The 20166-nt window shown below is 34.3% G+C and carries 21 protein-coding genes; 20 read left to right on the forward strand and 1 reads right to left on the reverse strand.

Going from position 1 to position 20166, the window contains the following annotated elements:
• The first annotated feature begins 229 nt into the window (after window positions 1-229).
• Both rpoE and AB1282_RS06705 read left to right on the forward strand, forming a co-directional pair.
• Window positions 230-778, forward strand: a complete 549-nt coding sequence (gene rpoE / locus AB1282_RS06700; protein ID WP_056469225.1) for a DNA-directed RNA polymerase subunit delta — start codon at window positions 230-232, stop codon at window positions 776-778.
• Window positions 779-1091: 313 nt separating this feature from the next.
• Window positions 1092-2693, forward strand: a complete 1602-nt coding sequence (locus AB1282_RS06705) for a CTP synthase (RefSeq protein WP_056469227.1) — start codon at window positions 1092-1094, stop codon at window positions 2691-2693.
• A 71-nt stretch (window positions 2694-2764) separates the two neighbouring features.
• Here AB1282_RS06705 and AB1282_RS06710 read toward each other — a convergent pair whose 3' ends face one another.
• Complete coding sequence (locus tag AB1282_RS06710) at window positions 2765-3289, reverse strand: DUF2529 family protein (protein WP_056469230.1); 525 nt, start codon at window positions 3287-3289, stop codon at window positions 2765-2767.
• Between the two features lie 201 nt (window positions 3290-3490).
• On the opposite strand from AB1282_RS06710, the gene AB1282_RS06715 reads away from it, so the two are divergent.
• The 18 genes from AB1282_RS06715 to AB1282_RS06800 all read left to right on the forward strand — a co-directional run bounded on the left by AB1282_RS06715 (window position 3491) and on the right by AB1282_RS06800 (window position 20052).
• Window positions 3491-3868 carry a response regulator gene (locus AB1282_RS06715; RefSeq protein WP_025671030.1) on the forward strand — a complete coding sequence of 126 codons (378 nt, stop codon included), beginning with the start codon at window positions 3491-3493 and terminating at the stop codon, window positions 3866-3868.
• A 294-nt stretch (window positions 3869-4162) separates the two neighbouring features.
• Window positions 4163-5017, forward strand: coding sequence for a class II fructose-bisphosphate aldolase (locus AB1282_RS06720; RefSeq protein ID WP_056469233.1), 855 nt, complete (start codon window positions 4163-4165; stop codon window positions 5015-5017).
• A gap of 445 nt (window positions 5018-5462) precedes the next feature.
• Entirely contained in the window at window positions 5463-6761 is a 1299-nt protein-coding gene (locus tag AB1282_RS06725) for a UDP-N-acetylglucosamine 1-carboxyvinyltransferase (RefSeq protein ID WP_056469236.1), read from the forward strand.
• Window positions 6762-6830: 69 nt separating this feature from the next.
• On the forward strand, window positions 6831-7796 hold the full coding sequence (gene glpX / locus AB1282_RS06730; RefSeq protein ID WP_056469239.1) for a class II fructose-bisphosphatase: 966 nt from the start codon (window positions 6831-6833) through the stop codon (window positions 7794-7796).
• A 355-nt stretch (window positions 7797-8151) separates the two neighbouring features.
• Window positions 8152-9426 (forward strand): transcription termination factor Rho, encoded by a 1275-nt coding sequence (rho, locus tag AB1282_RS06735; protein WP_056469242.1) that lies wholly within the window; start codon window positions 8152-8154, stop codon window positions 9424-9426.
• Between the two features lie 159 nt (window positions 9427-9585).
• Complete coding sequence (locus tag AB1282_RS06740) at window positions 9586-9831, forward strand: type B 50S ribosomal protein L31 (protein WP_025671035.1); 246 nt, start codon at window positions 9586-9588, stop codon at window positions 9829-9831.
• A gap of 206 nt (window positions 9832-10037) precedes the next feature.
• On the forward strand, window positions 10038-10652 hold the full coding sequence (locus tag AB1282_RS06745) for a thymidine kinase (RefSeq protein ID WP_056469245.1): 615 nt from the start codon (window positions 10038-10040) through the stop codon (window positions 10650-10652).
• 235 nt (window positions 10653-10887) lie between these two features.
• A complete protein-coding gene (gene prfA, locus AB1282_RS06750; RefSeq protein ID WP_056469249.1) occupies window positions 10888-11955 on the forward strand; it encodes a peptide chain release factor 1 in 1068 nt (355 codons plus the stop codon).
• A complete protein-coding gene (gene prmC / locus AB1282_RS06755; RefSeq protein WP_390310800.1) occupies window positions 11955-12815 on the forward strand; it encodes a peptide chain release factor N(5)-glutamine methyltransferase in 861 nt (286 codons plus the stop codon). The genes prfA and prmC overlap by 1 nt, the downstream gene beginning before the upstream one ends.
• Window positions 12816-12952: 137 nt before the next feature.
• A complete protein-coding gene (locus tag AB1282_RS06760; RefSeq protein ID WP_429898746.1) occupies window positions 12953-13858 on the forward strand; it encodes an ATP-grasp domain-containing protein in 906 nt (301 codons plus the stop codon).
• A complete protein-coding gene (locus AB1282_RS06765) occupies window positions 13855-14712 on the forward strand; it encodes an ATP-grasp domain-containing protein (RefSeq protein ID WP_056469255.1) in 858 nt (285 codons plus the stop codon). The genes AB1282_RS06760 and AB1282_RS06765 overlap by 4 nt, the downstream gene beginning before the upstream one ends.
• A gap of 379 nt (window positions 14713-15091) precedes the next feature.
• On the forward strand, window positions 15092-15835 hold the full coding sequence (gene spoIIR / locus AB1282_RS06770; RefSeq protein WP_429901072.1) for a stage II sporulation protein R: 744 nt from the start codon (window positions 15092-15094) through the stop codon (window positions 15833-15835).
• A gap of 57 nt (window positions 15836-15892) precedes the next feature.
• A complete protein-coding gene (locus AB1282_RS06775; RefSeq protein WP_056469258.1) occupies window positions 15893-16351 on the forward strand; it encodes a hypothetical protein in 459 nt (152 codons plus the stop codon).
• 106 nt (window positions 16352-16457) lie between these two features.
• A complete protein-coding gene (locus tag AB1282_RS06780) occupies window positions 16458-17501 on the forward strand; it encodes an L-threonylcarbamoyladenylate synthase (protein WP_056469260.1) in 1044 nt (347 codons plus the stop codon).
• A 172-nt stretch (window positions 17502-17673) separates the two neighbouring features.
• Window positions 17674-18231 (forward strand): manganese efflux pump MntP family protein, encoded by a 558-nt coding sequence (locus AB1282_RS06785; protein ID WP_056469263.1) that lies wholly within the window; start codon window positions 17674-17676, stop codon window positions 18229-18231.
• Between the two features lie 122 nt (window positions 18232-18353).
• On the forward strand, window positions 18354-18794 hold the full coding sequence (locus AB1282_RS06790) for a low molecular weight protein arginine phosphatase (RefSeq protein ID WP_056469266.1): 441 nt from the start codon (window positions 18354-18356) through the stop codon (window positions 18792-18794).
• 124 nt (window positions 18795-18918) lie between these two features.
• On the forward strand, window positions 18919-19368 hold the full coding sequence (gene rpiB, locus AB1282_RS06795; RefSeq protein WP_025568584.1) for a ribose 5-phosphate isomerase B: 450 nt from the start codon (window positions 18919-18921) through the stop codon (window positions 19366-19368).
• 72 nt (window positions 19369-19440) lie between these two features.
• Complete coding sequence (locus tag AB1282_RS06800) at window positions 19441-20052, forward strand: TIGR01440 family protein (protein WP_429898747.1); 612 nt, start codon at window positions 19441-19443, stop codon at window positions 20050-20052.
• Window positions 20053-20166: the final 114 nt, after the last annotated feature.

Here is a 20166-nt window from a genome sequence, read left to right on the forward strand (position 1 = left end):
CAAAAGGGGCATGTGACTGGAGCTAGATAGAATGGGCGTCTTTTTAGACGCTCATTTTACTATTTTCGCGAAAAATTAATCTAATATTGAAAAATATAGACAAGGTGCTAGCATATTTAACTTAGTTTTGTTTATAATGAAAGATATGTATTTTATAACTAACTAGTAAAATTTATACATAATGTTATTGAATTATGGTGAAAATATTATTTTTAAAGGAGTGCTTACCTTGAGTTTAAAGCAATACTCGGAAGAGCAATTAAAAGAATTATCGCTTATTGAATTAGCATATGAACTTTTTTCAGAAACAAAGGAACCTATTTCTTTTTATGATTTAGTTGACCAAATGGCAACAGTTTTAGGTGTAACTAGAGAGGCACTATTAGAAAAACTTCCTCAATTTTATACAGAACTAAATATTGATGGACGTTTCGTATGTTTAGGTGAAAATCGTTGGGGATTACGCGCTTGGTATCCATATGATCAAGCTGAAGAAGAAGTATTACCTGTTGCAAAACCTAAGAAGAAACGTAAACAGGTTGAAGAAGATGAAGAGTTCGAAGATTATGACAATTCTGATGAAGATGAGTTTGAAGAGGAAGAACTTGAATTAGACGAGATAGATGAAGATCTAGTTGATGATGATGAAACTGATGAGTTTGATGACGAAGAAATCGATGAAGACGATGAAGACATTGAAATTGATGATGAAGATTTAGAACTAGAAGATGAAGACGATGAAGAATTAGATGAATTTGAAGAGGAAGAAGAACGATAAGTTCTTGACTTTTAAGTACTGAATGAGTAGAATTCTTATTGGGCTCTTTAAAAAGAACGAAATATATTTTGACGCTCCCTATTTTAAATAGGGGGCGTCTTTGTTTTTTTACAAATACTTAATGTAATAAAACAATAAATGAAATGTTTGATTTAGATTCAAATGTTAAAAATTTGCATGAAAAAACCCAATTTTGGATGACAATAAAGCATGCATACAAAATGTTATTAAATAATTTTTTATAAAGGTTTAGCTTTGTAATTTCTTGTAAGGAAAATAAAATACGAATGCTAAAAATGAAAGGGGCTCAATTATGACAAAGTATATTTTTGTAACAGGTGGCGTAGTTTCTTCTCTTGGTAAAGGGATTGTAGCAGCATCTTTAGGACGACTACTAAAAAACAGAGGATTAAATGTAACAATTCAAAAGTTCGATCCTTACATTAACTTAGACCCAGGAACAATGAGTCCTTATCAACATGGTGAAGTTTTCGTAACAGATGACGGTGCAGAAACAGACTTAGACTTAGGGCATTATGAAAGATTTGTTGATATTAATGTTACTAAATTCAACAATATAACTAGTGGTAAAGTTTATTCTACAGTTTTACAAAAAGAACGTCGTGGAGATTACTTAGGAGGAACTGTACAAGTTATCCCACATATTACAAATGAGATTAAAGATAAAGTTTTCCGTGCGGGTCGCGAAACGAATGCGGATGTTGTTATCACTGAAATCGGTGGAACTGTTGGTGATATCGAATCATTACCATTTATGGAAGCTATTCGTCAAATTAAAAGCGATGTAGGCCGCGACAACGTAATGTATGTTCACTGTACGCTTGTTCCTTATATTAAAGCAGCTGGTGAGTTAAAAACAAAACCAACTCAGCACAGTGTAAAAGAACTTCGTAGCATTGGTATTCAACCAAATGTAATCGTATTACGTTCAGAAACATCTGTACCTCAAGAAATGAAAGATAAAATTGCTCAATTCTGTGATGTGGATGCGAAAGATGTAATCGAATGTGTAGACGCAGATACTCTTTACGAAATCCCATTAGCTTTACAAGCTCAAGGATTAGATAGCATCGCATGTAATCATTTAAAACTTCAAACAAATGAAGCAGATATGACAGAGTGGATTTCTTTAGTAGATAAAGTTAAAAACCTAACTAAATCAACAAAAATCGCTCTAGTTGGTAAATATGTAGAATTACAAGATGCTTATATTTCAGTAGCAGAAGCATTAAAGCACGCAGGATTTGCTTTTGATAGTGAAATTGAAATCAAATGGATTAATGCAGAAGAAGTTACAACAGCTAATGTAAACGAACTTTTAAGTGACGTAGATGGAATTCTTGTACCAGGTGGATTCGGAGACCGTGGTATAGAAGGCAAAATCTTAACTGCACAATTTGCTCGTGAAAATAACGTACCATTCTTAGGAATTTGTCTAGGTATGCAAATTGCTTCAATTGAATTTGCTAGAAATGTTTTAGGATTGAAAGGTGCTCACTCGGCTGAAATCGATCCTACTACTAACTATCCAATTATCGATTTATTACCAGAACAAAAAGATGTAGAAGATCTAGGTGGTACATTACGTTTAGGTTTATATCCATGTAAATTAGTTGAAGGTTCAAAAGCACACGAAGCTTACGGAGAAGAAGTTGTTTACGAACGTCACCGTCATCGTTATGAGTTCAATAATGAATACCGTCAACAAATGGAACAAGAAGGATTTATCTTCTCAGGTACTAGCCCTGATGGTCGTTTAGTAGAAATTATTGAGTTGCCAAATCACCCTTGGTTTGTAGCTTCTCAATTCCACCCAGAGTTTATTTCTCGTCCAAATAGACCACAACCATTATTCAGAGATTTTGTAGGAGCATCACTACAAAATCGAGGTTAAGGCAATAAAAAAACACCCAACAGATTTTATTATAATCATGTTGGGTGTTTTTGTTATTTTAGAATTATTTTTCAGTCAAAATCTGATAGGATTTCACTCATTGTAAGTAGTAGGCAATGATAAATGAATAATCCTGTGAGTAGGGTAGGTAAACAGATTCGATCTCCCTCATCAGTTGGAACAAGCTTTCTTGTTAATTCATAGTTAATAAATACATCAGCTAGTTCTGATAAATGGTCTTCTCCATTGATTATAGTAGAGACGATCACTAATCCAATATTTGATTCTGATAGTTTATTCGCAAGAAGAATAGCTTCTTGATCATCCGTCTGTCTTGTAAATAAAAGCACTCGATCTACTGGTGATAATGACTGGAATTCACCGTTAATCATTAAAGGTTTAATTGAGTCGTTTTGTTCTGCGCCATCAGTTATTTCTGAAACAATACCAGCAAATTCTTTTGTACCATGAACATAAACGCATCCTTCTCCAATAACTGCCTGTGCTAAGAAGCGTGAAGCATCTTCAAATACTTCCTCTTGCTTTACTATTTTTTGAAAAACGCCATTCAATTGTGTCGAAAAAATTTTTAACATTAAATGATACTCCCTCTTATAAAAGTATGTTCTAACCATTATACTGTAATTTAGATAGATACAAAAAAATTTTAAAAAAGTAGTTTTTTGTAAAATTTTCAAACTAATGCAGGAAAAAAGGTTTTTAAGTAGAATGTAAAAATTTAGGGGATTTTGTGTTTTTTTAAGAACGTTATCTGGTTAAGAAAGGTGGTACTATTTTTGGGAAGTAAATTACTTATAGTAGACGATCAGTACGGAATTCGTTTGCTTTTACACGAAATTTTCAAAAAAGAAGGCTATGAGGTATTTCAGGCAGCTAATGGTTTTCAAGCTATTGATATTGTAGTGAAGGATTGTCCCGACTTAGTTATTCTTGATATGAAAATACCAGGTATGGACGGAGTGGAGATTCTAAAACGAATCAAAGAAATTAATAAAGATATTAAAGTTATATTGATGACGGCTTATGGTGAACTCGATATTATTGAAGAAGCTAAAAAATTAGGCGCACTACAATATTTTCCAAAACCATTTGATATTGATGAAATTAAAAAGGTTGTTAGAGAGCATACTTCACAACCACAATCTCAGCAGTAAAGTAGCAGATGGGTAGCGGACCATCTGCTTTTATTTTTATCTTGAAATTGAAAGCGTTTTCGGAAATACCGAATAAATTCGGTTGAAATTGCGTTTAATTATCCAAAATGTTACGATAATACGAACATTTGATGATATTTGTTGTGTTTTCATTTCATTTTTTGTATTCTTATGTTGTGATATAAATACCTAATAATTTACATAATAAAGAACGATTTGTAGCATTCTATTCTTGTTAGTAAAATTATGGGTGCAGATTAATTTTCATAAAAGAGTATATAAGGAGGGCTTAAAATGCCTTTAGTATCTATGACTGAAATGCTTAATAAAGCAAAAGAAGGTAAATACGCTGTTGGTCAATACAATATTAATAACTTAGAGTGGACTTTTGCTATTCTTACTGCAGCTGAAAAAGAAAAATCACCTGTAATTCTTGGTGTTTCTGAAGGTGCAGCTAAATACATGGGTGGATTTAACACTGTTGTAAAAATGGTAGAAGGTTTATTAATTGATTTAAAAATTACTGTACCTGTAGCAATTCATCTTGACCACGGTTCAAGCTTTGAAGCATGTAAAGCTGCAATTGACGCTGGATTTACTTCAGTTATGATTGATGCTTCTCATGATCCATTTGAACAAAACGTTGAAACAACTAAAAAAGTAGTAGACTACGCTCATTCTCATGGTGTATCTGTTGAAGCTGAATTAGGAACTGTTGGTGGACAAGAAGATCACGTTGTTGGAGATATTATTTATGCTAACCCAGCAGAGTGTAAAGACCTAGTTGAGCGTACTGGCATTGATTGCTTAGCTCCAGCTTTAGGATCTGTTCATGGACCATACAAAGGTGAACCAAAATTAGGTTTCGACGAAATGGAACAAATCGGTAACGAAACTAATGTACCATTAGTTTTACACGGTGGAACTGGAATCCCAACTGAACAAATTCAAAAAGCAATCGCTCGTGGAACTGCAAAAATTAACGTAAACACTGAGAACCAAATTGCTTTCAATAAAGCTGTTCGTGAATTTGTTGCAAATGATGAAAAACAATATGACCCACGTAAAGTTCTTGGACCAGGTCGCGAAGCAATTATCGCAACAGTAGCTGGCAAAATCCGTGAGTTCGGTACTAGCAACAAAGCATAATATTTTAAGTTTTTTAGCTTGAAATATGATATATTATAATAAATTAAGCCGTCTAAATCATGTTTAGACGGTTTTCTTGTTTAACAAATCCATTTTTTAGCAATAAATTTATATGTTTTTTCATTTAGACTTGAAGATATAAGATAATAATGATTAGAATTAGTTTAGTTCTAGTTAAGAAATTACCAAATATCTAATTCTACTTAATTAACTAATCAAAATTTATTTAAAGGTTCTACTCAATCTCAATTTTTATTAAAATTCATGATATTGTAATTAACCAAACAAAAGCAAAAGTCTTTACATTAGACTGTAGCTCTCGTATAAACTAAGATTAGAGAAGTAGAATTTTGGAGAAAATAGGTAAAAACTATTCGACAGTTGAGAAGATTAAATACTTTACTTCTCTACTATTTTCTTCTGCTCATTTAGAAGGGAGTATGCTATGGAAAAGCTTGTATTAGAAGGCGGTATACCTTTAAAAGGGACAATTCGTGTTAGCGGTGCCAAAAATAGTGCAGTGGCTCTAATCCCAGCAACTATTTTAGCAAGCTCACCTGTAACACTTGAAGGAGTTCCTTCTATTTCAGATGTTCAAACACTTTGTGACCTTTTAGAGGAAATAGGTGGTCAAGTAGAAGTATCTGATGAAAAAATAATGATTGATCCAACAAATATGGTTGCAATGCCACTTCCAAGTGGGAAGGTAAAAAAATTGCGAGCGTCTTATTATTTAATGGGTGCAATGTTAGGTAGATTTAAGCAAGCGGTTATAGGCTTACCAGGGGGATGTTATCTTGGACCAAGACCTATTGATCAACATATAAAAGGTTTTGAAGCATTAGGTGCAAAAGTAACGAATGAGCAAGGTGCAATCTATTTAAGGGCAGAAGAACTAAAAGGTGCACGTATATACTTAGATGTAGTTAGTGTTGGTGCAACGATTAATATCATGTTAGCAGCGGTTTTAGCAAATGGTAGAACTGTTATTGAAAACGCTGCAAAAGAGCCTGAGATTGTAGATGTAGCTACCTTATTAACTAGTATGGGTGCTAAAATTAAAGGTGCAGGTACTGATGTAATTCGAATTGATGGAGTAGAATCTCTATCTGGCTGCACACATACAATTATCCCTGATCGCATTGAAGCAGGAACATATACAATATTAGCTGCTGCAACTGTGCAAGATGGGGACAAGGTTATTGTTGATAATGTTATTCCTCACCATTTGGAATCACTTATAGCGAAAATGAGAGAAATGAACATAGATATTGATACGAATGACGATCAAATTATCGTTTCTGGATCAAATAAAGAACTAAGATCAGTAGATATTAAAACTTTAGTTTATCCAGGTTTCCCGACTGACTTACAACAGCCGTTTTCTGTGTTGTTAACGAAGGCAAATGGGACAGCCGTTATAACTGATACAATTTATGGTGCAAGATTTAAGCATATTGATGAGCTTAGAAGAATGAGTGCAACCATTAAAGTCGAAGGTAGTACGGCTATTATTTCCGGTCCTTCGCAGTTACAAGGCGGTCGTGTAAAAGCAAGTGATTTACGTGCTGGCGCAGCGTTGGTTATAGCAGGCCTAATTGCGGAAGGTAAAACAGAACTAACAGGTTTAGAACATGTTGACAGAGGATATGAGGATTTAGTTGAAAAGCTTTTAGGATTAGGAGCAAATGTATGGCGTGTTCAACTAACCAAGCAAGAAGTTGAACAATTAAAAAATGCGTAAAATTGGGTGTCTATATACTCATTAACATATTAAAGATAGTTTTCATTTACATCAAAGGGGGAGTTTTGAATGGAAAGAAGTTTATCAATGGAGTTAGTTCGTGTTACTGAGGCAGCAGCACTAGCATCTGCAAAATGGATGGGTTTAGGTAAAAAGGATGAAGCAGATGATGCTGCTACAACAGCAATGCGTGATGTATTTGATACGATTCCTATGAAGGGAACAGTTGTAATTGGAGAAGGCGAAATGGACGAGGCTCCAATGCTATATATCGGTGAGAAACTTGGTAATGGATATGGTCCAAGAGTGGACGTAGCAGTTGATCCACTTGAAGGTACTAATATCGTTGCATCTGGTGGTTGGAATGCTTTAGCAGTTATTGCAATTGCTGACCATGGTAATTTATTACATGCTCCTGATATGTACATGGAGAAACTTGCAGTTGGACCTGAAGCGGTTGGTAAAGTTGATATCAATGCATCTGTTCTTGAAAACTTAACAGCTGTAGCAAAAGCAAAAGGAAAAAATATTAATGAAGTTGTTGCAACAGTATTAAATAGAGAACGTCATGCGAAGTTAATTGAAGAAATTCGCTCAGCAGGAGCTCGAATTAAACTAATCAACGATGGTGACGTAGCGGGAGCAATTAACACAGCTTTTGATCATACAGGTGTTGATATTTTATTTGGAAGCGGTGGAGCGCCAGAAGGAGTTATCGCTGCAGTTGCTTTAAAATGCTTAGGTGGAGAACTTCAAGGTAAATTATTACCTCAAAATGAAGAAGAGATTGAACGTTGCAAACGCATGGGTATAGAAGATCCAAACCGTATTTTATATATGGACGATTTAGTTAAAGGTGACGACGCAATTTTTGCTGCTACTGGTGTAACTGATGGAGAATTGCTAAAAGGTGTACAATACAAAGGGAATGTAGGATCTACTCAATCGTTAGTTATGCGTGCTAAATCAGGAACTGTTCGTTTTGTAGATGGACGTCACAGCCTAAACAAAAAACCAAACCTAGTTATTAAATAATTTAATCATTTAAAAACTTGGTTATGATGTTCGTTAATAATGAATCAAAATTCTTTGTTATCGAAATCGAAATCTAGATATTAATTTAGTAGAATAATGACTCTTTCCTTTATTTACCGAAGGGGAGAGTCATTAAATAGTTTAGTCGAAAAATAGTTGGCATAAAAAACTCTTTCGAATTATAATCTCAATAGATAGTAAACCTATTAATTCTAATTACTTAGAATATTTTTAGGGGAAAAGGTTACACTAAAGAGTAATACTTTATGTAAGTTTCCTTCAAAAAACCTTCTAAATAACCTTCCGAATTAAGAAAACCCTAATTTGAACGAATAAAAGTAAAGAGTGGTGTTATATGAGTTTAACAATCTCTGCATTAGAAAACATGAAATTAAAAGATTTGTATGAACACGCGAAGGTAATGAAAATTTCGTATTACAGCAAATTATCGAAAAAAGAACTTATTTTTGCAATCCTTAAAGCGCAAGCGGAAAAAGACGGATTAATGTTCATGGAAGGTGTACTAGAAATTATCCCTTCAGAAGGATATGGATTCTTACGTCCAATTAATTATTCACCTAGTTCAGAAGATATTTATATTTCTGCATCTCAAATTCGTCGTTTTGATATGCGAAATGGTGATAAGGTTTCTGGAAAGGTACGTCCACCGAAGGAAAATGAAAGATACTTTGGTCTACTTCAAGTAGAAGCAGTCAATGGAGATGATCCTGAGAATGCTAAAGAACGAGTTCACTTCCCAGGATTAACTGCTTTATATCCTAATAGACAAATGAAGCTTGAAACATCTCCTGCAAAGTTTTCAACAAGAATTATTGATATGATCGCCCCAGTAGGATTTGGTCAACGTGGTTTAATTGTTGCCCCTCCAAAAGCCGGTAAGACTGAGTTATTAAAAGAAATTGCAAATAGCATCACAACAAATCACCCAGAAGCTGAACTAATTGTATTGCTAATTGATGAGCGACCAGAAGAGGTAACGGACATTGAACGTTCTGTAAAAGGAGACGTTGTAAGTTCGACTTTCGATGAAACTCCTGATAGTCATATCAAGGTTGCCGAATTAGTATTAGAGCGCGCTATGAGACTAGTAGAGCACAAGAAAGATGTAATTATTTTAATGGATAGTATTACTAGGCTAGCTCGTGCGTATAATTTAGTTATTCCACCAAGTGGTCGTACGTTATCAGGTGGTATTGATCCTGCTGCATTCCATAGACCAAAACGATTCTTCGGTGCTGCACGTAATATCGAAGAAGGTGGAAGTTTAACGATTTTAGCAACAGCTCTAATCGACACTGGCTCACGTATGGACGATGTTATTTATGAAGAATTCAAAGGTACTGGTAATATGGAGCTTCACTTAGATCGTTCATTAGCTGAACGTCGTATCTTCCCAGCAATTGACATTCGTCGTTCTGGAACACGTAAAGAAGATTTATTAATACCAAAAGATCATCTGGACAAGCTATGGTTAATGAGAAAAACAATGTCAGATATTCCAGACTTTGTTGAACGTTATTTCAGAATGCTTCGTCAAACGAAAACAAATGAAGATTTCTTCAATACGATGACTGAAGAAAGTAGAAAAACGCCTGTCTCTAATAAATAGTTGGAAGATATAAGCAATCTGAAAGAGAAATAGTGGGTTGCATTCTCCCGGGTTAGTTGCTATAATTTCATTTGTATGTGAAATGTAAATTATGTGTTAAACACATAGTTTCTTATAACTCTGATTTCAAGGATTTCAGGGCGGAAGGAGATGAAAGACATGAAAGCGAATATTCATCCTAATTACAAGAAAGTAGTGTTTATGGATATTAACACTGGTTTCAAATTCTTAAGCGGATCAACAAAATATTCTAACGAAACAATCGAATGGGAAGATGGCGAAACTTACCCTCTAATCAAAGTTGAGGTTTCTTCTGATTCACACCCATTCTACACTGGACGTCAGAAATTTGCTAACGCTGCAGGACGTGTTGAACGTTTCAACAAAAAATACGGCCTTAAGTAATATTGATGAAAAGCAGGCGAGTTATTGCTACTTTGCCTGCTTTTTTTACGCATTTATAGTCAAATAACATATAAGTTTAATTCAATTTAGTGAATTTTAATATAAATAATCAAGATACTTACACGAATTATAAATACAGATGAATTAACCATCGTTAAAAATAAATAAAATAGTCTTTGTACTGATATAGAAAGGTGAGACACATAATGTTCTTTATGATGAAAAAAAATGGTTGGATTGAAATGATTTGCGGAAGTATGTTTTCTGGAAAATCAGAGGAACTGATTCGCCGTGTTCGTCGTACGCAGTTTGCTAAGCAAAGCTGTGTTACATTCAAGCCATCAATTGATAATCGATACAGTGAAGTAGAAGTGGTGTCTCACACAGGTATGAAAGTACCTGCTTATGCAGTAACACACTCATCACATATTCTTAAATATGTTACAGAAGAAGTTGAAGTAGTTGCAATTGACGAGATTCAATTCTTTGACGATGAAATAGTTATGGTAGTTCAAGAACTTGCAAACTCTGGAAAACGTGTGATTTGTGCAGGTTTAGACCAGGATTTTAGAGGATTACCATTTGGTAAAGTACCTGAGATATTATCAATTGCAGAACATGTAACGAAATTAAACGCAGTTTGTGCTTCATGCGGATCGCCTGCAAGTAGAACTCAAAGATTAATAAATGGTAAACCAGCTTTATTTGAAGACCCTATTATTTTAGTAGGTGCATCTGAATCGTATGAACCAAGATGTAGACACTGTCACGAAGTACCAACGAAAACAATTCAACCAGCACTTCAAAGTCAGAACGATTAATCAGACAGTAGGTTGAAAATTAGCTATTAAGACCATATACTAAGAAATGTGGAGAAAGTTCGCCCAGCTCTGAATGGAATATTATCGAAGAGCTAGCTTTCGGAACTGGACAATAATAATTGTGGATAAAGTGTTATAGGCGCTTTTACCTTAGAATTAAAGAAGCGATTTAGAATCGCTTTTTTTCGATATATATTTAGAAACTATTTAAGACGAAAATGTCGAGGTGAAAATTATGTTTGATCGATTACAAGCTGTAGAGGATCGCTATGATAGATTAAACGATTTACTTAGTGACCCGGAAATTATAAACGATTCAAAAAAGTTACGTGAATACTCAAAAGAACAATCAGACATACAAGAAACAGTTGATGTATACCGTCAATACAAATCAGCTAAAGAGCAAATTAAAGATGCAAAAGCTATGCTTGAAGAAAAGCTTGATGCTGATATGCGCGAAATGGTTAAAGAAGAATTAAATGATTTAGAAAACGAATCAAAGGATTTAGAAGAACGTCTAAAAATACTTTTAATTCCAAAAGATCCTAACGATGATAAAAACGTTATTGTTGAGATTCGTGGTGCTGCTGGAGGAGACGAGGCTGCATTATTTGCTGCTACGTTATACCGTATGTACAGCCGTTTTGCTGAGGTTAACGGATGGAAAACAGAAATCATTGAAGGTAACTATACAGAGCTAGGTGGCTTTAAAGAGGTTATCTTTATGATAAATGGTAAAGGTGCATACTCAAAACTAAAATTTGAAAATGGTGCACACCGTGTTCAACGTGTTCCTGAAACAGAATCAGGTGGACGAATTCATACTTCAACTGCAACTGTAGCAGTTTTACCAGAAGCTGAAGAAGTAGAAATTGAAATTCATGAAAAAGATATTCGTGTAGATACATTTGCTTCAAGTGGTCCTGGTGGTCAATCAGTAAATACAACGATGTCTGCGGTGCGTTTAACTCATATTCCAACAAATACAGTTGTATCATGTCAGGATGAAAAATCACAAATTAAGAATAAAGAAAAAGCGATGAAGGTTCTTCGCGCTAGGGTTTATGATAAATTCCAAAGAGAAGTACAAGCAGAATATGATCAAAACCGTAAGCAAGCTGTAGGTACAGGTGACCGTTCTGAACGTATCCGTACTTATAACTACCCACAAAACCGTGTAACTGACCACCGAATTGGATTAACAATTCAAAAGCTTGATCAAATCGTTGAAGGTAAAATCGACGAAATCATTAATGCTTTAATTATGGATGATCAAGCAAAACGAATGGAACAAAGTCAATAATGACAACAAAGATATATGAAGCCCTAAAATGGGCTTCTTCTTTTTTACAAGAACACGGTCGCGATGAAAATGTGGGTGAAATTGTATTAAAACATCTTTTGGACTATAATCGAACAGAATTATTGCTGAATATGAGAGAAGACTTAAAAGAGAATGATTGGATGCAGTTTCAAGAATTGGTTCATAAGCACGTAAAGGGCCAACCAATCCAGTATTTAATAGGATATGAATACTTTTATGGCCGAAAGTTCTTTGTTAATGAAGAAGTACTAATTCCAAGACCAGAAACAGAGGAGTTAGTGGAAGGTGTTCTGCATCGTATTCAAAAGCATTGGAAGAATACAGAACAACTTGAACTAGTAGATGTAGGTACAGGTAGTGGGGCGATTGCAATCTCGCTTGCGCTTGAAAGTAATCAACTAACAGTTCATACAGTTGATATTGCAGCAGAATCTATTCAAGTTGCAAAACGAAATGCACAAGAGTTAAAGGCAAATGTCCACTTTATACACAATGATTTACTGAATTACTTTATTGAAGAAAACAAGAGAGTTGATATTGTAGTATCAAATCCGCCGTATATTCCGCATGAGGACTGGTTGGGGTTAGATGAAGTAGTTAAGGAACATGAACCATACCGTGCTTTAGTAGGTGGCGAAGATGGTCTAGATTTTTATCGTCGTTTTGCAAATGACTTACCTAAAGTATTAAAAGAAAAATCACTGGTTGCATTTGAAGTAGGAGTCAATCAAGGTGAACAGGTTGCAGACATTTTAAGGGAAGCTTACCCGAATTCGAAGGTTGAAGTTGTTCTCGATATTAATGGAAAAGACCGTATGGTTTATATGGTAAATGGCTAATTTAAATAATGAATCGTAATGATATTGACTAGAAAAAGTCTATGTATTACGATTCTTTTTTTTGTGTTAAAGTTGTAAAAGATGAGGAAAATTTCAATCAAGAAAAAACAAAAACATTACGAAAGAAGATAGTTAGAATGAAAAAGTTTAAAGGTTGGATTGTATTTAATGGTCATATTACAGCTACAAAATTTACTGAACTTTTCGAATGGTTACGTGATACAGCAATCTCAAAAGGAATAGATGTTACTTTAGTTAAACATTATGAACTAATCCCAGTAATCGAAAAGGGTCAAGCGATTTTAAAAGGGAAATTCGCGAATGAGAAACCTGATTTTGTAATTTTTTGGGACAAGGATGTTCATTTAGCAAGGCATTTAGAAAATATGGGGCTAAAATTATATAATTCCGCGAGAACGATTGAAGTCTGTGATGATAAGGCTTTAACTTTTCAAGCGTTATCGAACTACGATATTCCCATGCCAAAAACAATTACGGCTCCGCTGCTGTTCCCTAATTGTGATTTAACAAACTATGATTTTTACGATGGAGTTATACAGGAATTAGGTTTTCCTTTAATTATAAAAGAGTCATTCGGTTCATTTGGTAGACAAGTTTATTTAGTTGAGAATAGAGAAGATTTTTATAAAAAGGTAGATGAACTAAAGCACAAACCTCACATTTATCAAGAGTTTATAGAATCAAGCAGAGGGACTGATATTCGCATCCAAGTAGTAGGTAAACAAGTAGTAACAGCAGTGTTAAGAAAATCAGAATCAGATTTTCGTGCAAATGTTACAAACGGTGGAAAGATGTATAATTATGAGCCAACAGAAGAGCAAATCAATTTAGCACTTAAATGTTCTGAAATATTGGGAGCTGATTTTGCAGGAATTGACTTATTGTTCGGCGAAGATGGAAAAACGTATATATGCGAAGTTAACTCAAACGCACATTTCAAAAATATTTATCTATGTACAGACGTGGATACAACGAAATATATTATTGATTATATTACCTGGGACTTGGAGAAAAACGTATGATTGGTTGGCTAATCTATTCCGATTCAGATGCAGAAAGAAATAGAACGTATATTGACTGGTTAGTAAGCGGAGCATTGGAAAATGGATTTGAGTTAAAGTTATTATATACAGAAGATATTGTAATAGGTATTCGAAGCGGTGTTAATATACTTTGCTATCAAGGTGAAGAGTTAAGTAAACCGGCCTTTGTAATCATGAGGACGATATCACAATTATTATCTTCCCACTTTGAAGAAATGGGAATCAGAACTTTTAATAACCAGGCGATTTCAACAATGGCCAACCATAAGTTTCTAACACACCAGAAGCTTTCTAGTCTAGGAATTCCAATGCTAGACACATTTTATTATCAAAAAAATACAATTACAAAATCTTTAGATACAATCATTTTCCCTTGTGTGCTTAAAAATTGCACAGGAAGAGGCGGAAGTGAAGTATATTTTATAAATAATCAAGAAGAGTTACTGGAGACCGTACAGAACGCAAACTTCGATGAAGTATTAATTCAAAACGTTGCAGAGCAATTAGGTAAGGACTTAAGAGTATTTATCATCGGTAAAGAAATTGTTGCAGCCGTTTTAAGATATTCAGAAAAAGATTTTCGAGCGAATTTTTCTCTAGGCGGAGGCGCAATACTATACGAACTTTCCAAAAATGAAAAAGAACTCATTCAAAAAATAGTAGATCACTTTGATTTTGACTTCGTTGGAATTGACTTCATGTTTGATGCAAACAACCAACTAATCTTTAATGAAATTGAGGACGTAGTAGGGAGTAGAACACTTTATACAGTATCAAACATAGATATTGTTTCGTTGTATATGGATTATATTAAAAAGCAGATAAATTGTTAGAGATAAAAGGAATTTCTAAACTGTGTATTTCATACGTTCCTTTTTAATAGATTGTTAGCGAGTTAGGGGAAATCTATGAGTAAATCTCAACGTAAGATGCTCGGCGGCTATGGAGACTGGGACGGCAAGGATCCTGAAGTAATGAAAGGCTCAACATCTCTACAACGGAAAACGGGTATCTAAAACTGGAAATCATCGTTTACTTCCTTGTCCAAAAAGAAACTATAAAAAAATAGAATACTAGTGTTTAAGAAATAATCAAATTGTCTACACTGTTCCTAGAGGGATGGTGGAGAGAATGAAAACTAAAAATAAAAATAAAATAACATATAAAATTATTTCTTTATTTATCATATTATTAATTAGTTCATCAGTGTTAATGCCACTTCGAGATACAAACGCTAAAGGTAATGAAATGGTTATAATTCCTAAGAAGGCTGTACGACTAAGAATTCTAGCAAATAGCGATTCTAGTGAAGACCAAGCTCTTAAACGTAAAGTTAGAGATGAAGTTAATGCTCAAATTAATACTTGGGTAAAAGATTTAACTACCTTTGAAGAGGGTCAAAAGGTTATTAAAAGTCATATTCCAGATTTACAAAAAACAGTTGCACGTGTTATTAAAGAAGAAGGCTCAAATCAATCATTTACAATTACTTACTCTAAAAAAGTTAAATTCCCTACAAAGTTATATGGAAGTTTCCTATATCCTGCAGGTGATTACGAAGCAGTTTTAATTAAACTTGGTGCTGGTCAAGGGGCAAACTGGTGGTGCGTATTGTTCCCGCCACTATGCTTCCTAGATTTTTCAAACGGTGATGCAACTTTAAGTAAAGAGTCACTACAATCTCAACAAAAGGTTGATCAAGAAACAAAAATCGAAAAAGAACCAAAAATCGAAAAAGAACCAAAGAAAGAATTTAATAAACAAGAAGCATTACGTTTAAGCGATGATGATACTAATACTGCAACAAAACAAAACAATGAACCATCTTTGCAAGATGATAATGAGATCAAGAGCAGTGACGATGCGGTTATGGCTTCTACTTTATCTAGCGATGAACCAAAAGATGATATTAAGGTAGAGAGCTTCTTTGTACAAATGTTAAAGCAATTATTTTAGTTCTAGCAATCTCCCTATGTGCATAAAGTATTACAAGCATACTAGGGAGGTTTTTTTATGAAAATACGTTCAGCAGTTCAGGAAGATTTTGAAACAATTTTTTCATTCTTGGGACAAGCAGGATTATCTACAAACGGACTTGAGGAGCAACAAGAATCATTTTTCATAATGGAAGATGAGTTTGGGAAAGCACAAGCTGTAATAGGATATGAGCAAGATGGAGAAGAAGCGTTATTAAGATCACTAGTAGTTGCACCTACCATTTACTCACAGCATATGGTACTCTTTTTACAAAGTGTTCTTGAAAAACTAAAAGAAGAAATGATTAGTAAAGTATATTTATTAACAAGACAGCATGTAGTTCAAGACTTATTCCTTTTACTAGGTTTTGGTCAAGTCGAACAGGAAAATGTTTCGAATAGTATTAAAGAAATGAAGCATTACCAAACTACTATTACGAATGAAGAAGTATTAGTTTATCAAAAAGAACTATACACAAAGTTATCCACAAATTAGCAAGTTTTGTCCACAATTTGTGGATAAAACTTGCTTTTCATTCTTTGGATAATGTCTAAATTTGTAAAATATACACTATTATTCACTCTAGAGAGAGGTGCTACGTATGGAAACGAAAATATGGTATGTGGATAATCCTGTGAATAAAGAAGAAGTTTACCCACAGATTGTGGATGCAGCAAAAAATTTACAGTTAGGACAAGTTGTCGCTTTTCCAACAGAAACCGTTTATGGGTTAGGGGCGAATGCTCTTTCAGATGAAGCGGTTCAACGAATCTTCCAAGCAAAAGGTAGACCAAGTGATAATCCCCTTATTGTACATATTGCCAACAAAGAACAGTTAGATCATCTAGTTGAAGAAATTCCATTAGATGCAAAAAAACTAATGGATGCTTTTTGGCCAGGGCCATTAACGTTAATTTTAAAAAGTAAGAAAAATGTTTCAAAATATGTAACGGCAGGGTTATCCACTGTAGGAATAAGAATGCCTGATCATCCAGTTGCTCTAGCATTAATTGAAGCTTGTAATTTGCCAATAGCAGCACCAAGTGCAAATACATCAGGGAAACCTAGTCCAACTTCTGCTAAGCATGTATTTGAAGATCTAAATGGACGAATTGTAGGAATTGTAGATGGTGGTAGTACAGGGGTCGGGGTTGAATCAACAGTTATTGACTGTTCTCAAGCTATTTTTACAATATTAAGACCAGGTAGTATTACGCCAGAAATGATAAAAGAAATAATTCCTACTGTTGAAGTAGATCCAGCAACTATGAAGGAAAACGAAGCACCAAAATCACCTGGTATGAAATATAAACATTATGCACCAGATGCTCAAATGCATCTTGTAAATGGAAGTATTGAGTTTATACACAAACTTATACACAATTCCAAAACAGAAGGAAAAAGAGTAGGGATATTAACAACTGAAGAAAATGCAACGAAATATGATGCAGATGTAATTCTTACATGTGGAAAACGTAGTGACTTATCAACCGTAGCTGCAGCATTATATGATTGCATTCGTAAATTTAATGAAGAACATGTTGATATCATTTATTGTGAAACCTTCCCTTATGAAGGCATTGGAATTGCGATTATGAATCGTCTGTGGAAAGCCTGTGGACATTCAGTTATTCAGGAAAAATAATAGATGCTAAGGTTCGGTCCATTATTATATTCATATTTAGACAAAGCTCATAAAACTTGATTTTCAGACTGATTGCAAGCGTTTGTCAACAGTCTAAAAAATTTTATTAATTTCCCTCATATCATTTATAGGACGTGCATATCTTTTAATAGCAAGTCCTAGGGGGGAAAGCATGAATAGCTCATTAATCAATGAACTAATTACATTAACTATTATGGGATCTGCGCTAGGTTTAGATGCATTCTCAGTTGGATTAGGAATGGGAGTTATACAACTTAAATTTAAACAGATCATCAATATCGGTATTGTAATCGGACTCTTTCATGTAATAATGCCCTTATTAGGAATGATCATTGGATATGAGTTATCCGAGAATCTGGGACGATTTGCTGTATTACTCGGTGGATTCTTATTAATGGGGATAGGCTTTCACATGATCTACTCAACTTTATTTGGAAAAGAAGAAAATAAATATTCACCGACAGGAGTAGGGTTACTTCTTTTTGCATTTAGTGTAAGTGTGGACAGTTTTTCGGTTGGAATTAGCTTAGGAACATTCGGTGCTAAAACATGGCTAACAATTCTACTATTTGGTATTATCAGTACAATTTTAACCTGGGCTGGATTACTTTTAGGAAGAAGAGTAGAACAGGAACTTGGTAAATTTGGAGAACTATTAGGTGGTTCGTTCTTATTGATTTTTGGAATAAAACTATTATTTTTTTCTTAACAGATACATAAGGTGAATAAGAGCTAAGGATGGAGAAAATTGGAGACAATTGCCCCATCCTTTTATTTTTTAGTAAAATAGATTAAATAAAACGTTCAGATAAATGAGGGTGAGGTATTAAGATGAAAAATATATTATTTGTTTGTACCGGAAATACATGTAGAAGCCCAATGGCAGAAGCGCTATTAAGACATCATGGTAATGAGTTCTATCAGGTCAAGTCTGCTGGAGTATTTGCTATGTCAGGTGACCCTGCTTCTCAAAATGCAATATTGGCACTGAAAAATAAAGGGATAGATACAAATCATTCCTCGCAGCCAATAAATGAAGATCTATTGGAATGGTCTTCTAAAGTCTTATCAATGACATTGAGCCATAAACAAATGTTAGTTTCTAAGTTTCCTCAGTATAAGGATAGAATATTTACATTTTATGAATATATAAACGGTCAAGCTAAAGATATTTCTGACCCTTATGGAGGGTCATTAACAACTTATGAAAATACTTTGAGCGAATTAGAAGAGTTGGTAAAACAGATTGTACAGAAACCAAACGAATATTAATTTAATCAGTGATTAGATGTTAATTAGATGCCCTAAATCTGAACATAATAGTGTAAGATAGAAATTGAAGTCAATTCAATACGATAGAAAATTAATTCAAAGATATCAATACGGGGGTTATCTAATGAAAGTAGCAATAGCGTCTGATCATGGTGGATTAAATATACGTCAAGAAATCATGAATTTAATGGATGAAATGGGCATTGAATACGAAGATTATGGTTGTGAGTGTGGTACATCTGTAGACTACCCAGATTATGCATTCCCAGTTGCACAAAAAGTTGCAAATGGAGAAGTAGACCGTGGAATATTAATTTGTGGAACAGGAATTGGTATGTCAATTGCCGCAAATAAAGTTGAAGGAATTCGATGTGCTTTAGTGCATGATACTTTTAGTGCGAAAGCAACTCGTGAACATAATGATACGAATATTCTAGCTATGGGGGAACGAGTAATCGGACCTGGTTTAGCAAGAGACATTGCAAAAATATGGTTAACGACTGAGTTTGAAGGCGGTCGACATGAAAATCGAGTAAACAAAATTAAAGACTACGAAAAGAATCACCAATTATAAAACCTAAATGAGAAGCCGTTAATCCAAAACATAATGTGAAGATTATCGGCTTTTTTAATAATGAATAATAGAATGTTAGTCAATTTAAAGAATGATTCTACGAAAGGGGCAAAACAAGTGAATGAAGAATTAAGGTTAGTAGCCGGGCAAATAAAATCATTATTACACGAGCTAAATGATCATGTGAATTTTACAAGTGAGCATGTTTTAGTCATTGGATGTAGCACTAGTGAGGTTAGCGGACAAAGAATTGGAACTTCAGGAACAATCGAAGTAGCGGAAGTCTTATTTAATGAGATTAAGGCTTTTCAAGATGAAACAGGAGTACAATTAGCATTTCAATGCTGTGAACATTTGAACAGGGCATTGATTGTTCAAAGAAAAACGGCAAAAAGTTTACAATTAGATGAGGTAACTGTGGTACCAGTTCGTACTGCAGGAGGAGCACTTGCCTCATTCGCATATAGACATTTAGATCATGCTGTAATTGTTGAGCACATTAAAGCGGATGCAGGGATTGATATTGGCGATACTTTAATCGGTATGCATTTAAAGCACGTGGCAGTTCCTTTAAGAACAAGTATTAAACATGTTGGACAAGCCCATATTACGGTGGCAAAAACTCGTCCAAAGTTAATTGGTGGAGCGCGTGCAGTTTACGCAATAGATGAAGACGTTAAATAATGTGTTTTTTATTATAATAGAATAGTTAAATGTTAGTTATTTGAAAGATATATCTTTCATTTTCAATATAAAACATGGTAAAATAGAAAGGAATTCGGTCGTTTTATCGAATAA

It is taken from the genome of Gottfriedia sp. S16(2024), assembly GCF_050473765.1.
Classification (GTDB): Bacteria; Bacillota; Bacilli; order Bacillales; family Bacillaceae_G; genus Gottfriedia.

Coding starts and splice junctions, on each gene's coding strand:
- AB1282_RS06705 (WP_056469227.1), top strand. CDS start 1,092: ATGACAAAGTATATTTTTGTAACAGGTGGCGTAGTTTCTTCTCTTGGT.
- AB1282_RS06710 (WP_056469230.1), bottom strand. CDS start 3,289: ATGTTAAAAATTTTTTCGACACAATTGAATGGCGTTTTTCAAAAAATA.
- AB1282_RS06720 (WP_056469233.1), top strand. CDS start 4,163: ATGCCTTTAGTATCTATGACTGAAATGCTTAATAAAGCAAAAGAAGGT.
- AB1282_RS06725 (WP_056469236.1), top strand. CDS start 5,463: ATGGAAAAGCTTGTATTAGAAGGCGGTATACCTTTAAAAGGGACAATT.
- glpX (WP_056469239.1), top strand. CDS start 6,831: ATGGAAAGAAGTTTATCAATGGAGTTAGTTCGTGTTACTGAGGCAGCA.
- rho (WP_056469242.1), top strand. CDS start 8,152: ATGAGTTTAACAATCTCTGCATTAGAAAACATGAAATTAAAAGATTTG.
- AB1282_RS06740 (WP_025671035.1), top strand. CDS start 9,586: ATGAAAGCGAATATTCATCCTAATTACAAGAAAGTAGTGTTTATGGAT.
- AB1282_RS06745 (WP_056469245.1), top strand. CDS start 10,038: ATGTTCTTTATGATGAAAAAAAATGGTTGGATTGAAATGATTTGCGGA.
- prfA (WP_056469249.1), top strand. CDS start 10,888: ATGTTTGATCGATTACAAGCTGTAGAGGATCGCTATGATAGATTAAAC.
- prmC (WP_390310800.1), top strand. CDS start 11,955: ATGACAACAAAGATATATGAAGCCCTAAAATGGGCTTCTTCTTTTTTA.
- AB1282_RS06760 (WP_429898746.1), top strand. CDS start 12,953: ATGAAAAAGTTTAAAGGTTGGATTGTATTTAATGGTCATATTACAGCT.
- AB1282_RS06765 (WP_056469255.1), top strand. CDS start 13,855: ATGATTGGTTGGCTAATCTATTCCGATTCAGATGCAGAAAGAAATAGA.
- spoIIR (WP_429901072.1), top strand. CDS start 15,092: ATGCCACTTCGAGATACAAACGCTAAAGGTAATGAAATGGTTATAATT.
- AB1282_RS06775 (WP_056469258.1), top strand. CDS start 15,893: ATGAAAATACGTTCAGCAGTTCAGGAAGATTTTGAAACAATTTTTTCA.
- AB1282_RS06780 (WP_056469260.1), top strand. CDS start 16,458: ATGGAAACGAAAATATGGTATGTGGATAATCCTGTGAATAAAGAAGAA.
- AB1282_RS06785 (WP_056469263.1), top strand. CDS start 17,674: ATGAATAGCTCATTAATCAATGAACTAATTACATTAACTATTATGGGA.
- AB1282_RS06790 (WP_056469266.1), top strand. CDS start 18,354: ATGAAAAATATATTATTTGTTTGTACCGGAAATACATGTAGAAGCCCA.
- rpiB (WP_025568584.1), top strand. CDS start 18,919: ATGAAAGTAGCAATAGCGTCTGATCATGGTGGATTAAATATACGTCAA.
- AB1282_RS06800 (WP_429898747.1), top strand. CDS start 19,441: ATGTTAGTCAATTTAAAGAATGATTCTACGAAAGGGGCAAAACAAGTG.